Below are 13,622 nucleotides of genomic sequence, written 5' to 3'. Positions count from 1 at the left end.
TGATTAGTAGGGAAAACAACAAGTTGAGTTTGTGTAGTGAATAGAAATGTAGAAAATAAAAATTTAAAAATTATAAACTTAAACATAAATTCTATAGTATCTAACATACTTTGATTTGCTACAAAAGGAGGAAAAATTTATGTCAAGTAATAATATTGAAATGATGAAAAAAATTATTGAGGAAAAGAAAAAGAAAAGTTCTGAGCAAGGTGGAATTTCAAGACCAGATAAAGTGATTGGAAAACAAAAAAAAGCAGCAAGAAGCACTAAAAAAACTGGCGGTTTATTTGATAGATAGAGGTATATTAACAGTGGAAACAATATTTAATAATATATTATAGTATACCACCAAAATTAATAGTAGTTAAAATAGATGAGTCTCTTATTTAGAGACTCAATTTCTAAAAGTAATAAGTGCTAGAAACTCTGACTTCAAGAAGATAATTTAATCTAGTCCAATAATAGTACAATCTTTTTCTAAATCATCTCTGGCTTCTAAATAGCTACATAATTTAATAAATTCTTCTATTTTGTTAATGTTACATAAATTTCTCAGATCAATAACAATACCGGTTCTTCTATGCTTAATAAATTCCATGTTATAAATTTCGGTTTCTATAAAACCCTTTTTCCAATGATACACGCAGGCACAATAATCATCCCAGTTTTTTTCAAAATACTTTACTTTCGCATAACAAAGTCTATAAATTTGGAATATTACGCCTAAAGTTGAGGCTTTTTTAGTGAATTTATAGCTAAAATATTCTTGAGTTGGGTACTTGTCTTTGACTCTTTGCCAATATAAATTTTCATTACATATAAGACAATATTTATCTATTACTTTGCTTTTTTCTTCTCCTAATTCGCTCTTTAAACAGTTATCTCTAGTTTCTTGAGTGCTTGTTTTTAAAATTTCGTAATCCAAATAAATCACTTCCTTATAACTCTATTAGCTACTAAAACCTAACACATAAATTAAGAATATTAGTAGTTACAAATATAGGATATACCTTGTTAATTACATAGTCCAATATTTATATACAATAGATATTGATGTAACTATTATAATTTTTATGAAACTGTCACTTTATTGTTTAAATATTTAAAATAATGAAACATTACGCATTATACTATCGTCTAATAAATGAAAGAATATTTATAAAATTGGAGGTAAAATTTATGAAGAGTAAAATAATAATTGGGCTAATATTGACTATGTCATTTACTTTTAAAGCAATTCCTGTTTCTGCTTTAAATTCAAACTTAATAAGTAATGTTCCTAAACAAAGAATTATACTTAATAAAATAAACTTTGAAGTAATAAGTAAGTTAGATGCTCCTCAGATTCTAATGGAAATGGTTAATAAAAATAAAGATACAAAAGGCTTCGTTTTTACAGTAGATGATTTAACTGGTTATATTTACATTGCAATAATGGGAGGGACTAAACCTACTGGGGGATATTCTATTGAAGTTACCGGTGTTGAAGATAATGAAGGAAAAACTAATGTATTTGTTAAAGAATTAATTCCCGCAAAAGAAATGATGGTGACACAAGTTACAACGCAGCCTTATACAATTATAAAAGCAAAAGGAATAACGCCAAATATAAGGGTGGAAAATATAAAAGACCAAAGTTTTGATAATCTTACCATGGAAAAGGTGCATCCTCCTATAGGGATTGATTCTATGATAGGAATTCTTAAAAAAATCGAAACTGTAGAAAAAAATACCTATGCTACTATTTTAGATGAGAAAGGCAATTATCATTATTATTACTCTTCAAACCCTAAAATAGTTAAGGATCTAAAGGTTTCGGATAAGGTATTTATTAAATATGTTCTAGGCACTCCTTTAAAATATAAAGACAATATGGCAATGCCCTTAAGTCAGATTTCTCTAAACACTTTCTCATCAAATATTCAAAACAAAAATTGGAAGGAACTAAAAAATTATATTAATGTAGTAGAAGACAAAGAATGGACAATTAAATTTAATATAAGTATTAAAAATCTAAACTTTACTCACGATACAGTATATGTTTTAGATAGTTTAGGTAATAAAATGGATGTTGAATTAAGTGTAAGTTATGATAAGACGTATGCTAAAGTTATACCAATTACAAATTATAAATCTTCGGAAACCTATTATCTATTTATATCAAAAGATATTGCAGAAGAATGGAAAAACAAATCTACTATTGAAGGTTATAGAATGATGTTTACAATAAGAGATAAGGTAGCAGTAGAGTAATTTAACCTATGAAATATATCCATGAACTAAATTAACAAAACGTATTATTAATGAACAAATCACATCTTTATTAGCACTGGTACCACTATTATGATAAAATTTTAACTAGTAAATAAATTAAATATTTAGTGAATTTATCTTTAAAAATGGGGGGTATTTGTAATGAAAAATAAAAAAAATCTTTCAATAATGGCTGCCGGTGTAATGACACTTTCAATATTAAGTGGCTGTGGTAAAAAAACAGAACCTACAGTAGCAGAAAAGCCAGCAGAAACTACAGCACCTGAAGTATATAAAGCTTCAGCTTCAGATTTTGACGAACGTGGTTGGAAAGCTGAGTTATCATTAACCTATGAAGGAGCAAAGATTGTTAAGGTAGAATATGATGAAGTTAATAAAGATGGCAAGAAAAAAAGCGAGGATGCTGGATACTCTAAAGCTATGAAAGATGCCAAAACAGATAAAAAAGAAGGAATTACGATTACAGAAGCTTATGCTAGTTTAACTGAAACTGCTTTAAAAGAAGATAAGGTAGCAACGGTTACTGGTGCAACTACGACTGCAAAAAGTTTTGAAAAATTGTATACAGAAGCTAAGGCTATGAAGAAATAAAGTAATAATTGAATTAAGAAGGACTTTAGACTTAGGTCTAAGGTCCTTCTTATTGATAAATAACATTTCTAATATTTGAATAATCTTTAACTATAAGCCAAATATAATTGATTAAATGAGAAAATGAGGTGTATAATTATGATTTTTTCATCAAGAAATAAGAAACTTAGGATTATTGCAACATGTACTATACTAGCCATAATACTATCTGCTTGTTCTAAAAAAGTTCTACAACCAGTAGAGCCAATTTCTAATACTGAGTTTTTAATGGGAACTGTGTGTACAATTAAAATTTATGATAAAACTTCTACTAAAGTACTAGATAGTGCTTTCAAAAGAATTCGTGAAATTGAAGATACAATGAGCCTTAGTAAAGAGGCTAGTGAGGTTATAGATATAAATAATGCAGCTGGAGAAAAGCCAATTAAAATCTCTGATGGAACAATGGAAGTTCTTAAAGAAGGTGTAAAGTTTGCAGAATTAACAGGCGGAAAAATGGATATAACTGTAGGCCCTCTTGTAAAATTGTGGGGAATAGGTACTGATGCAGCAAAAGTGCCCTCAAAAGGTCAAATTCAAGAAAAAAATGCACTGATAAATTACAAAAAATTAATATTAGATGAAAAAAATAAAACAGCATTTCTTAAAAATAAAGGTATGATAATAGATTTAGGCGCTATAGCTAAGGGATATACTGCTGATGAAGTAGTAAAAGTTCTCAAAGAAAATGGCGTAGAACATGCTATTATAAATCTTGGGGGTAACGTATTTGCTATGGGTAAAAATGTTACTGGTACTCCTTGGAAAATAGGAATTCAAGATCCTTTTACTCAGAGGGGTGATATTATCGGAATGATCAAAGTTGAAAATAAATCTATTGTTACTTCTGGTATTTATGAAAGGTATTTTGAGAAAGATGGTGTGAAATATCACCATATTTTAAGTACTAGCACAGGCTACCCTTGTGATAATCCTATAGCAGGAGTATCCATAGTAAGTGAAAAATCAATTGATGGAGATGCTCTTTCTACTAGTGTGTTTTCATTGGGACTAGAGGAAGGAATGAAATTTATAAATACAATGCCTGGAGTAGAAGGTATTTTTATAACTAAAGATAAGAAGGTATACACTACGACTGGGTTAAAAGATAATTTCAAAATCACAAATGCAGCATTTACATTAAAAAATTAGAAAAGAAAAAATCATACTATAAATTCCATTGCATTTTTCAAAGACAAACTCTTCTTAAATATGTTATAATATTCTAATGTATTAGAGGGGTGATTTTATGAGTAGTATTGCAGGAGAGGGTTGTGAAATAAGAGTTCCATTTAATGAAAGAAAACCAGTAGCTGAAATAGAACGTAGTCTTATTACAACCTATAGAAGACATATTTGGACAAAATTCACTAAAGCTATAGTGGATTATAAGTTAGTTAAAGAGGGAGATAAAATTGCTGTGGCTATCTCTGGGGGTAAGGATAGTCTAATAATGGCTAAATTATTTCAAGAGTTACAACATTATGGAAGTGTTAAATTTGAATTAGAGTTTATTGCAATGGATCCTGGTTATCATGAAAATATAAAAGAACTATTAATTGATAATTGTAACCATTTAAATATCCCGGTGAAAATATTTGAATCAAGTGTTTTCCATATAATTGATAACATAGCAAAGGATTATCCTTGTTACATGTGCGCTAAAATGCGACGTGGGGCCCTATATGCAAAGGCAGAAGAACTAGGTTGCAATAAACTTGCCCTTGGGCACCACTTTAATGACGTAGTTGAAACCACTATGTTAAATATTCTTTATTCAGGAAACTTTAAGACCATGCTTCCTAAATTAAAATCACAAAATTTTGAAGAAATGGAACTTATTCGTCCTCTATATTATATTGAAGAACAATATATTGAAGATTTCACACAAAATAGCGGTATTTGGCCACTTAATTGTGCCTGCATGGTTGCGGCTAAAAAGATAGGAAACAAGCGCCATGAAATTAAAGCTTTAGTTAAAGATTTAAAGAAAAATTTTAGTGATGTAGATAAATCTATTTTTAGAGCTGCACAAAATGTAAATATGGATTCTATTTTAGGTTGGCAAAAAAATGGAGAAAATTATTCCTATTTAGATTTTTATGATAAAGATGAAGATTAATAAACAGCAGTAGAATACTTATTGTGTTCTGCTGCTATTTTTTATATAATTACCATGTATTTTTGAAATTTATTAATAAATTTATATTTTATATGTATATTTTAGAAATGATTTAGAAAGAGTTTATAACAGTATTGTATAATATGAATATTAAGTTGTGTTTATAAAGTTAAAAATTGATAACTATAAGCGAAGCATATAAGGAGGAATATTGATGAAAAAGAAAACAGTAATTTATGGATTAATTGTAGTAGGTATTTTAAGTGGTGTTTTTCTGATAAGTGAAAAAAAGAAGGCTAGTAAAATTGTAACTGTAAAAACTTCAATAGTTGCGGTAGGTGAACTTAAATCTTATATATCTACTACAGCAACAGTGAATTCAAAAAGTAGTAAAGAGTATTTTGGTCTTCAATCTAAAATTAAAAAAGTTAATGTATCAGTAGGAGACAAGGTTAAAATAGGGGATATCCTAGTAACCTATGATACTATAGATTTAGCTTCTACAGTTAGTCAAGCTCAAATTCAATATGATAATGCAGTCCTTGCTAAAAAAGATCTGTACAATCAAAATAATGATATTAAAAGTAAAATTGAAGATTTAAGCAGTGAAATTGCAACATTAGAAAAAAGCACAAATCCAACGGACAAAGCAAAATTGGAAAGTTTAAAACAACAAAAAAGTGCTTTATCGCCCTTATCTTTGGAGAAGTTAAAACAAGCAGATAATTCTGTAAAACTAGCAGAAATATCCTTGAATTCGGCTAAGCAAAAGTTAGTAGAAAATAAAAGCACAATTATAGCTACAAATGCTGGAGTTGTAACAAAACTTAAGGCAATAGAAGGTGCGGTAGGCAGTGGTATGGAAGCAGTGGTAGTAGTTCAAGATATAGAAGACTTAAAAGCAACCGCCTCCCTTGGAAAATATGATGCAAGTAAAGTTAAAATTGGTCAAGAGGTAATCCTTAAAAATGGAGACAAAACCTATAAAGGTAGTGTTTCATTTATAGATCCGGCAGCAAGTAAAACAGTGGGAGTAACCGGAAGTGAAACAACCTTAGCAGTGGAAATATCTATTCTAGATAAAGCTCCAGATTTAAAGATAGATTTTGATGTAGACATAGACATATTAGTAAGCAAAGCAGCGAACGCTATTAAAATACCTTCAGAAGCCTTAAGGGTAGAAAAAGGCGGCAAAAATTTAGTGTACGTTGTTGAAGAAAATATAGTGCGTGAAAGACAGGTAACTATTGGATCCCAGTCAGACACCGAAGTTCAAATAACTAAAGGGATAAAAAAAGATGAAAAAGTTATTTTGAACCCTTCAACTTCAATTGTGGAAGGCATAATTGTAAAAGAGGCAGCGAAGTAAAAGATAATTGTTTTGTACCCCAGGGAATACAAGGAGGAATATAAATGTTAGAAGTAAAAAACCTTATAAAAATATACAAAACTGGAGATCTTGAATTCACAGCCCTTAAAAATATTAGTCTTAAAATTGAAAAGGGGGAGTTTACATCAATAATGGGGGCTTCTGGCTCTGGAAAATCTACTTTGATGAATATATTAGGATGTCTTGATAAAATGAATAGTGGTAAGTATATTTTGAATGGACGTGATATTTCAATTCTCAGCGGTGATGAACTTGCCTATATTAGAAATAAAGAAATAGGATTTGTATTCCAGTCATTTAATCTTATTCCAAGAATTAGCTTACTCGACAATGTTCAGCTTCCTATGATGTACGCAGGTATACCTGCCAGGGAGCGCAGGGAAAAAGCCCTTTATGCACTTGAAAAAGTAGGGCTATCAGATAGAGTACGTCATTTGCCAAATGAAATATCGGGAGGACAAAAGCAAAGAGCTGCTATTGCAAGGGCCATAGTTAATTCTCCAGCGGTGATCATGGCAGATGAGCCTACCGGGAACCTTGATTCTAAATCTTCAGAAGATATAATGAAGATATTTGAAGATTTGAATAATGAAGGAGCTACAATCCTTATGGTAACCCATGAAAATGATATTGCAGATCATACAAATAGAATAATAAGGTTTAGAGACGGCGAAATTGTATCAGATTCTATTGTTAAGCATAGAATCCTTTTATAAAGGGAGTGAGAGTATGAATATATTTGAAAGTGTAAAAACAGCCTTAGAAAGCATAAAGGCTAATAAAATGCGTTCTTTCCTAACCATGCTTGGAATAATAATTGGTATAAGTTCAGTTATAACAATTGTATCTCTTGGTCAAGGCGGTCAAAAAGCAATCACAGGTGAATTTGAAAAATTGGGTGCCTCTTCAGTTACAGTTAAAGTAAGTGGAGAAAATGCTCAATCAACAGATTATATAACCTTAGAAGATGTTAAACAAATAAAACAAAAAATTGAGAGCATTAAATATGCAAGCCCTGCCTTTCAACTTCAAGGTACAGTTTTTTCTGATAAGAAAAGTAAAAACGCTTTTATGAGGGGAGGCTCTCCAGATCTTGCATATATAAATAACACAGAAATTATTTTTGGAAGATACTTTAATGAGAAGGAATATCAGCAAGGAGCCGCAGTAGGCATAATTGATGAAACTGATGCAATTACCTTGTTTGGTTATTCAGATGTAGTAGGGCAAAGTATAAAAATAGGTCAAAATGCATTAATGAAAAAGATGACTATTGTAGGTGTTGAAAAAGGAATATCTTCTCCTTTTGGAAAAGGTGGAAATACTGGTAAACCCATTATAATAACTGCACCAGTAACCTTCTTAAGTACCCTGCAGTCCAAGGAATTTAAAATAAGTTCAATAACCGTAGTTGCAGATTCCCAAGATAATAGTGAATCCGTAGGAAATGGAACAATAAAAATGTTAGAATCCAGGCATAATAATCGCGGCAAGGAAATATATTCAGCAGACAATGCACTGGCAATGCTTGAGCAAATTAACAGTGTTCTTGGAATATTCACAGCATTTATAAGTGCTGTTGCGGCTATATCATTACTGGTTGGTGGCATTGGTGTAATGAACATAATGCTTGTGTCAGTGACCGAGCGAACAAGGGAAATAGGCATAAGAAAAGCAGTAGGAGCAACAACTAAAATAATACTAATGCAGTTTTTAATTGAGTCAGTTATTTTATCCTTAATAGGAGGTATAATTGGAATGATTTTGGGCATTGTTGGGGCTGAAATAATAGGAAGTTTTGCAGGAATAACGCCTGTGATATCTTTGGCTTCCATAGTAGGGTCTATTTTATTTTCTTCAGCAGTGGGTGTTTTTTTTGGTATCTACCCAGCTAAAAAAGCAGCAGAATTAGATCCAATTGATGCCCTTAGATATGAGTAAAATTAAAATAGTGCCTGTGAGGGCACTATTTTTCATTTTCTTTTAATTCTTCTATCATAAATTTATCAAAGTGAATTTCCTCTATAAAATTATTTTCATCAAAACTAGTTTTACGTCTTTTATTATATTCATTAACATTTGATTTTAGCCAGTAAGGTGTTGATATATCAAATTTATAACATAACTCGGTTATGCAGGCTTTTAAATTTTCTTGATAACTATCTAGGCTTTCTGACACGGACACTTCATCCTCAATAATTCTATTATCATAAATTAATTTCCCCCAAATTTTTAACATGTTTGCCTCCTATTTTAGAAAATACTATTGTATTATCAAATATTTTTTGTTAGTCATAAGTCTATCATAAATAATAGTTAAAGTCATGAAATATATTTGAATGTTTGCTTTGTTATATATTGCATGTTTTTAATCCTTTTTGGAAACAATACAAATTGATTATTTTTTAATACACAGGAGGAATAAAAACACATGGTAAATTTAAGTACAATCCATTATGCGTATATCATCATCATTGTAATAATTATTGTGATAATTACACTTAAAAAGGATGTTATACTTCCATGTATTTTAGGAATTGGAATAATAGGTTATATCTTTACAGGTGATGTTCTAAGCGCTGTACAGATTATATATAAGGCGGTAGTTATATCTGGAAAAGAATTTATTGAAGTAGTTGTCCTTATTGCATTAGTTAATGCAATGTCTAGTGCATTAACTGACATTGGTTCAGACGAACTAATTATAAAACCACTGAAGAAATTAATGATAAACAAAACTATGTCCTTTTTTGTTCTAGGTATAACTATGACTATGGTTTCATGGTTTATTTGGCCGACACCTGCAGTGGTTTTTATAGGTGCTTTAATGGTGCCTGTGGCAGTGAAATCCGGTTTACCTCCTGTATGGGCTGCGGTAGTTTTATGTATATTTGGAAATGGAGTCGCCTTATCTAGTGATTTTGTTCTTCAAGTAGCACCATCCATAACGGCTAAGACTGCAAATTTGACAAGTCCATTAGGAATTATTAAAGATTGCCTTCCATTTTGGGGGGTAATGAGTATAGTTACTATAACTACAGCATTCATTCTTATGAGAAAAGAAAAAAGTATAGAAATAGTGATTGATGATAAAACAACTGAAACTAAAAAAATAGTTCGAAAACAGTCCATTGGACCAAAATTCATAGCAATAGCTACCCCTTTAGCATTTATTATAGACATAATATTCATAACGAGCTTAAAATTAATAGGCTCAGAATCTACAGCTTTGATAGGGGGAACAGCTGCGATAATAATGATAATTTCATCTATAGTTCATACTAATATTAAAACATCATTAGGCCAGGTTACTAAATATGTTAAAAGTGGTTTTACTTTTGGCATAGGTATATTTGCACCAATTATTATTATCGGTGCTTTCTTTTTTCTAGGAAGTGAAAATACAGCAACGGCTATATTGGGTAATGATGCTAGCGGCATTTTAACTGATATAGGCATATATGCAGCTAGCAAGGTGCCCCTATCTAAGTATTCTGTGATAGGCATACAAACAGCCGTAAGCACACTTCTTGGGCTTAGCGGTTCAGGTTTTGCAGGTCTGCCCCTTGTCGGAACTTTAGCTCACACATTTTCAACCGCTATTGTTATAGACAAAGAAAAGGTGGCAGCCTTTGGTCAAATCATTACCATTTGGATAGGTGGCGGAACTATAATTCCTTGGAGCGTGGTTGCTGCAGCCGGAATATGTAAGGTTGAACCCTATGAAGTAGCTAGGAAAAATTTTATACCTGTTACTTTTGGCATAGTCGCAACAATTATAATGGCTATTATAATATTATAGTTATTTTTTTAGGGTGTCTTCATAATTAATAGTAATCAATGCTATAATTAATGGTAGCATAAAATTTACACTAATACATTTTAAGGAGATTAAAACAAATGAATATTCAATGTTTTGGAACCAAAAAGTGTTTTGATACACAAAAAACAGAACGATATTTTAAGGAAAGAACTATAAAATATCAATTCATAGATTTAAATATTAAAGGACTTAGTAAGGGTGAACTACAAAGTGTAAAAAAATCTGTAGGTTTAAATAATTTAATTAACACAAAATCAAAGGATTATAAAAAATTAAATTTAGATCAGATTAGAGGAGAGGAGACTAAAGAAGATATTCTGTTGAAAAACCCACAACTTTTTAAGACTCCTATAGTACGGAACGGAAAAGAAGCCACCGTGGGTTATGTGCCAGAGATATGGACAACCTGGGAATAGTAGTACATATTACTTTGAATTTAGATATTTTGACAACCTAGGAATTAATTGTTTTGCTAAGATTATAGCTATAATTGCTTTTATAACATCCCCGGGTATAAATGGTATGCAAGCGTATTTAAGAGCTGCATAAAAATTTATGCTTTTTCCTAAATAGTTTGTAAAAATAAAATAAAAGTAAGGTACTCCTATAATATAGATTACAAAACTTCCTGAAACAACAGAAAATATTATGTTAGAAAGAGACTTGCTTTTTTCTGTAAGCTTCCCAATCACATAAGCTGCAACTATAAAAGACAATAAAAATCCAAAGGTAGGGCTAACTACAGAAGTTAATCCTCCAGTTCCAGAAGCAAAAACAGGCACTCCAATTAAGCCTAAAATGACATAGGTAATTTGAGATAGTGCACCGAGCTTTGCACCTAATATAAGTCCAGATAAAACAACGAAAAGAGTTTGAAGTGTTACAGGAATCGGGCCTAGTGGTATAGAAATAAAGCCTCCCACTGCTGTTAGCGATGTAAATAATGCAGTAATTATTAAATCTCGCGCGGATAATTTCAAAATAAATTCCTCCCTAAAAAGTTATAAATTAACCTAACACTAATATAGTCTATGGTGATGTGTTAGGCGAGATATTGTAAACCTTATTATTAAATGAGGTTTACAATTATATTATCATGGATTATTTTCAAAGTCAAACAAACTATAGCGAGTTTTTTTTAATAGGCTATAATTAACTTACAATGGAATCTGCATTATAAGTGCTTATTTCATATGTTTATTATTAGGAGGGCTTAAAATTGTCTTTAACTAGTTTCTTTCAATTTATTGAAATCAAAACAAAATTGGCCAGTATGATACCATTTATATTGGGAACACTGTATTCACTGTACAGGTATAAAAGCTTTAATTCTAAAAATTTTATTATTATGGGTATATCTCTATTAGCATTCGATATGGCTACAACAGCAATTAACAATTATATTGATTATAAGAAAGCTTTAAAAAGTCATGAAAATAAAAATGAAACCCCAGAATATGGCTTCAATGAATCTACAGCCTTAACTATAATTTCCATTTTGCTTTTAATAGCAATTTGTTTTGGAATTTTATTAACTTTAAAAACTAATATAATTGTTCTCTTAATTGGAGTTATTTCATTTTTAGCCGGAATACTATATACCTATGGACCTATTCCAATTTCACGTACACCTTTTGGGGAAATATTTTCAGGAGTATTCATGGGATTTATAATTTTGTTTTTATCTCTATACATTCATGTATTTGATAGAAATATAGTTACTTTTATGTATTCTAATAATATGTTAAATCTTAGCATAAACCTAGTGGAAGTATTTTATATATTTTTAATTTCCATACCTACAATGTGCGGTATAGCAAACATAATGCTTGCTAACAACATTTGTGATGTTGAAGAGGATATATTAAATAATAGATACACATTGCCACACTATTTAGGTTCAAAAAATGCATTAAAACTATTTAAAATATTATATTATATTGGATACCTAGACATTATAATTTTAGTTATATTGAAAATTTCTCCAGTTGTGTCTTTGCTGGTAATCTTGACTATAATACCATTGAATGAAAATATAAAGATATTTTGCCAAAATCCTATTAAAAGTAAAACTTTCGTTTATTCTGTGAAAAACTTTGCGTTAATTAACATTATTCACATTGTATCAGTATCAATAGCACTTATATTTACTTGGTAGAAACGTTTATAAGCATTAGCAGATTTAATTAATCTCAAGAAATTAACGAATTTTTTTATTTTAGCTATTGCCCATTTCTTTAAAATATCAATTTGAATGTAACTACTTTAAATAAAAACTATCCATGTTGGATAAACTTATTTGAGGTGGTTATTTTAATTTTAACCATTGTTAAGCAAACATATAAAATTATTTATTGACAAAGGTAATTTAAACGTATACAATATGATTAACCGGTTCAGTTAATCGGTTAAGTAAATAAGAGGTGATGTAGTATATGAGTAAAATATGCATTCTTGGAAGTTTAAATCTAGATATAGTATTAAAAGTAGAAAACATGCCTAAGATTGGTGAAACAATTTTTGCGAAAAGTTTAACCACTATGCCTGGAGGAAAAGGAGCAAATCAAGCAGTTGCTTCTAGAAGGATGGGTTCAAAAGTTTACATGATAGGTAAGGTTGGATTAGATAGCAATGGTGAATTTTTGGTTAGCAAGCTTGAAAACGATGACATAAATACTGACTATGTTTTTAAAGATAATAAAGAAACTACGGGCACAGCAATAATTAATGTTAACTGTGAAGGTAATAATTCAATAGTTGTAGTAGCTGGTGCTAATATGAGTATTAATATAGATGAGATAAAGCAAAGCTATTCAATTATAAAGGCTTGTGATGTAATAGTTGCACAATTTGAAACACCTAGTGAAATTACAATGGAGGCTTTTAAATATGCAAGATCTCAAGGGATTATAACAATACTAAACCCAGCTCCAGCAAAAAAAATAGATGAAAATTTGCTGGAATGTACAGATATAATAATTCCTAATGAAACAGAAGCCTGTGAACTTACAGGAATTTTAGTTAAAGACTTAGAAAGTGCTAAAAAAGCTGCTGCGAGTTTCATGAAAATGGGAGTGAATTACGTAATAATAACTTTAGGTTCAAAAGGTGCAGCATTAATAACTAAGGAAAAGGCAGAACTAATTCCAGCAATTTTGGTTAATGCCATTGATACAACGGCTGCAGGAGATAGTTTTATTGGAGCAGTAGCAAGTAAATTAGGGTCTGAAGAATTAAACTATGAAAATCTTAAAAAGGCTATAGTCTTTGGAAATAAAGTTTCTTCAATAGTAGTTCAAAGATCAGGGGCACAACCCTCAATACCAACTTACAAAGAGGTAATAGATATTTACGGTGAAGATTATAATTAATAAATGGGCTTC

Annotated in this window: 15 protein-coding genes; 12 read left to right on the top strand and 3 right to left on the bottom strand. The window is 30.4% G+C overall.

Annotated elements, in window-relative coordinates:
• Nucleotides 1-139 precede the first annotated feature (139 nt).
• Complete coding sequence (locus ACREV6_RS06350; protein WP_164943594.1) at nucleotides 140-298, top strand: hypothetical protein; 159 nt, start codon at nucleotides 140-142, stop codon at nucleotides 296-298.
• Between the two features lie 147 nt (nucleotides 299-445).
• Here the strand turns inward: ACREV6_RS06350 and ACREV6_RS06345 are convergent, their stop codons facing one another.
• Nucleotides 446-934 carry a hypothetical protein gene (locus ACREV6_RS06345; protein ID WP_431577167.1) on the bottom strand — a complete coding sequence of 163 codons (489 nt, stop codon included), beginning with the start codon at nucleotides 932-934 and terminating at the stop codon, nucleotides 446-448.
• Between the two features lie 245 nt (nucleotides 935-1,179).
• Here ACREV6_RS06345 and ACREV6_RS06340 point away from each other — a divergent pair, with 245 nt between their 5' ends.
• From ACREV6_RS06340 to ACREV6_RS06310, 7 genes are all read left to right on the top strand, one after another.
• Nucleotides 1,180-2,253, top strand: coding sequence for a protease complex subunit PrcB family protein (locus tag ACREV6_RS06340; RefSeq protein ID WP_431577166.1), 1,074 nt, complete (start codon nucleotides 1,180-1,182; stop codon nucleotides 2,251-2,253).
• A 162-nt stretch (nucleotides 2,254-2,415) separates the two neighbouring features.
• Nucleotides 2,416-2,865: a hypothetical protein gene (locus ACREV6_RS06335; protein ID WP_431577165.1), complete on the top strand. Its 450-nt coding sequence runs from the start codon at nucleotides 2,416-2,418 to the stop codon at nucleotides 2,863-2,865.
• Between the two features lie 138 nt (nucleotides 2,866-3,003).
• Entirely contained in the window at nucleotides 3,004-4,056 is a 1,053-nt protein-coding gene (locus ACREV6_RS06330; protein ID WP_431577164.1) for an FAD:protein FMN transferase, read from the top strand.
• Nucleotides 4,057-4,153: 97 nt separating this feature from the next.
• Complete coding sequence (locus ACREV6_RS06325; protein WP_431577163.1) at nucleotides 4,154-5,026, top strand: tRNA 2-thiocytidine biosynthesis TtcA family protein; 873 nt, start codon at nucleotides 4,154-4,156, stop codon at nucleotides 5,024-5,026.
• Nucleotides 5,027-5,240: 214 nt separating this feature from the next.
• Nucleotides 5,241-6,395 carry an efflux RND transporter periplasmic adaptor subunit gene (locus ACREV6_RS06320; RefSeq protein ID WP_431577162.1) on the top strand — a complete coding sequence of 385 codons (1,155 nt, stop codon included), beginning with the start codon at nucleotides 5,241-5,243 and terminating at the stop codon, nucleotides 6,393-6,395.
• A gap of 44 nt (nucleotides 6,396-6,439) precedes the next feature.
• Complete coding sequence (locus ACREV6_RS06315; protein WP_431577161.1) at nucleotides 6,440-7,132, top strand: ABC transporter ATP-binding protein; 693 nt, start codon at nucleotides 6,440-6,442, stop codon at nucleotides 7,130-7,132.
• A 13-nt stretch (nucleotides 7,133-7,145) separates the two neighbouring features.
• Nucleotides 7,146-8,357: an ABC transporter permease gene (locus ACREV6_RS06310; protein WP_431577160.1), complete on the top strand. Its 1,212-nt coding sequence runs from the start codon at nucleotides 7,146-7,148 to the stop codon at nucleotides 8,355-8,357.
• Nucleotides 8,358-8,382: 25 nt separating this feature from the next.
• On the opposite strand, the gene ACREV6_RS06305 is transcribed toward ACREV6_RS06310, so the two are convergent.
• The gene (locus ACREV6_RS06305; protein WP_431577159.1) at nucleotides 8,383-8,655 is read right to left on the bottom strand and encodes a hypothetical protein; all 273 of its coding nucleotides are present in this window, start codon (nucleotides 8,653-8,655) and stop codon (nucleotides 8,383-8,385) included.
• Nucleotides 8,656-8,847: 192 nt separating this feature from the next.
• Here ACREV6_RS06305 and ACREV6_RS06300 point away from each other — a divergent pair, with 192 nt between their 5' ends.
• A complete protein-coding gene (locus ACREV6_RS06300) occupies nucleotides 8,848-10,218 on the top strand; it encodes a TRAP transporter large permease (protein WP_431577158.1) in 1,371 nt (456 codons plus the stop codon).
• Between the two features lie 98 nt (nucleotides 10,219-10,316).
• Nucleotides 10,317-10,655, top strand: a complete 339-nt coding sequence (locus ACREV6_RS06295; protein WP_431577157.1) for an arsenate reductase family protein — start codon at nucleotides 10,317-10,319, stop codon at nucleotides 10,653-10,655.
• Between the two features lie 9 nt (nucleotides 10,656-10,664).
• On the opposite strand, the gene ACREV6_RS06290 is transcribed toward ACREV6_RS06295, so the two are convergent.
• Nucleotides 10,665-11,219, bottom strand: a complete 555-nt coding sequence (locus ACREV6_RS06290; protein ID WP_431577156.1) for a biotin transporter BioY — start codon at nucleotides 11,217-11,219, stop codon at nucleotides 10,665-10,667.
• 239 nt (nucleotides 11,220-11,458) lie between these two features.
• Between ACREV6_RS06290 and menA the strand changes: the two genes are divergently transcribed.
• The gene (gene menA / locus ACREV6_RS06285) at nucleotides 11,459-12,397 is read left to right on the top strand and encodes a 1,4-dihydroxy-2-naphthoate polyprenyltransferase (protein WP_431577155.1); all 939 of its coding nucleotides are present in this window, start codon (nucleotides 11,459-11,461) and stop codon (nucleotides 12,395-12,397) included.
• 277 nt (nucleotides 12,398-12,674) lie between these two features.
• The gene (rbsK, locus tag ACREV6_RS06280; protein ID WP_431577154.1) at nucleotides 12,675-13,610 is read left to right on the top strand and encodes a ribokinase; all 936 of its coding nucleotides are present in this window, start codon (nucleotides 12,675-12,677) and stop codon (nucleotides 13,608-13,610) included.
• The last annotated feature ends 12 nt before the right edge of the window (nucleotides 13,611-13,622 follow it).

The organism is Clostridium sp., from assembly GCF_050717515.1.
Taxonomy (GTDB): domain Bacteria; phylum Bacillota; class Clostridia; order Clostridiales; family Clostridiaceae; genus Clostridium_AD.
Note: the sequence above shows the minus strand (reverse complement) of the source record. Positions and strands in the feature narration are given on the sequence as shown.

Excerpts from the sequence above, each read along its gene's own strand:
- ACREV6_RS06315 (WP_431577161.1), top strand. The coding sequence starts at position 6,440 with ATGTTAGAAGTAAAAAACCTTATAAAAATATACAAAACTGGAGATCTT.
- ACREV6_RS06300 (WP_431577158.1), top strand. The coding sequence starts at position 8,848 with ATGGTAAATTTAAGTACAATCCATTATGCGTATATCATCATCATTGTA.
- ACREV6_RS06310 (WP_431577160.1), top strand. The coding sequence starts at position 7,146 with ATGAATATATTTGAAAGTGTAAAAACAGCCTTAGAAAGCATAAAGGCT.
- ACREV6_RS06350 (WP_164943594.1), top strand. The coding sequence starts at position 140 with ATGTCAAGTAATAATATTGAAATGATGAAAAAAATTATTGAGGAAAAG.
- rbsK (WP_431577154.1), top strand. The coding sequence starts at position 12,675 with ATGAGTAAAATATGCATTCTTGGAAGTTTAAATCTAGATATAGTATTA.
- ACREV6_RS06330 (WP_431577164.1), top strand. The coding sequence starts at position 3,004 with ATGATTTTTTCATCAAGAAATAAGAAACTTAGGATTATTGCAACATGT.
- ACREV6_RS06305 (WP_431577159.1), bottom strand. The coding sequence starts at position 8,655 with ATGTTAAAAATTTGGGGGAAATTAATTTATGATAATAGAATTATTGAG.
- ACREV6_RS06335 (WP_431577165.1), top strand. The coding sequence starts at position 2,416 with ATGAAAAATAAAAAAAATCTTTCAATAATGGCTGCCGGTGTAATGACA.
- ACREV6_RS06325 (WP_431577163.1), top strand. The coding sequence starts at position 4,154 with ATGAGTAGTATTGCAGGAGAGGGTTGTGAAATAAGAGTTCCATTTAAT.
- ACREV6_RS06320 (WP_431577162.1), top strand. The coding sequence starts at position 5,241 with ATGAAAAAGAAAACAGTAATTTATGGATTAATTGTAGTAGGTATTTTA.
- ACREV6_RS06295 (WP_431577157.1), top strand. The coding sequence starts at position 10,317 with ATGAATATTCAATGTTTTGGAACCAAAAAGTGTTTTGATACACAAAAA.
- ACREV6_RS06340 (WP_431577166.1), top strand. The coding sequence starts at position 1,180 with ATGAAGAGTAAAATAATAATTGGGCTAATATTGACTATGTCATTTACT.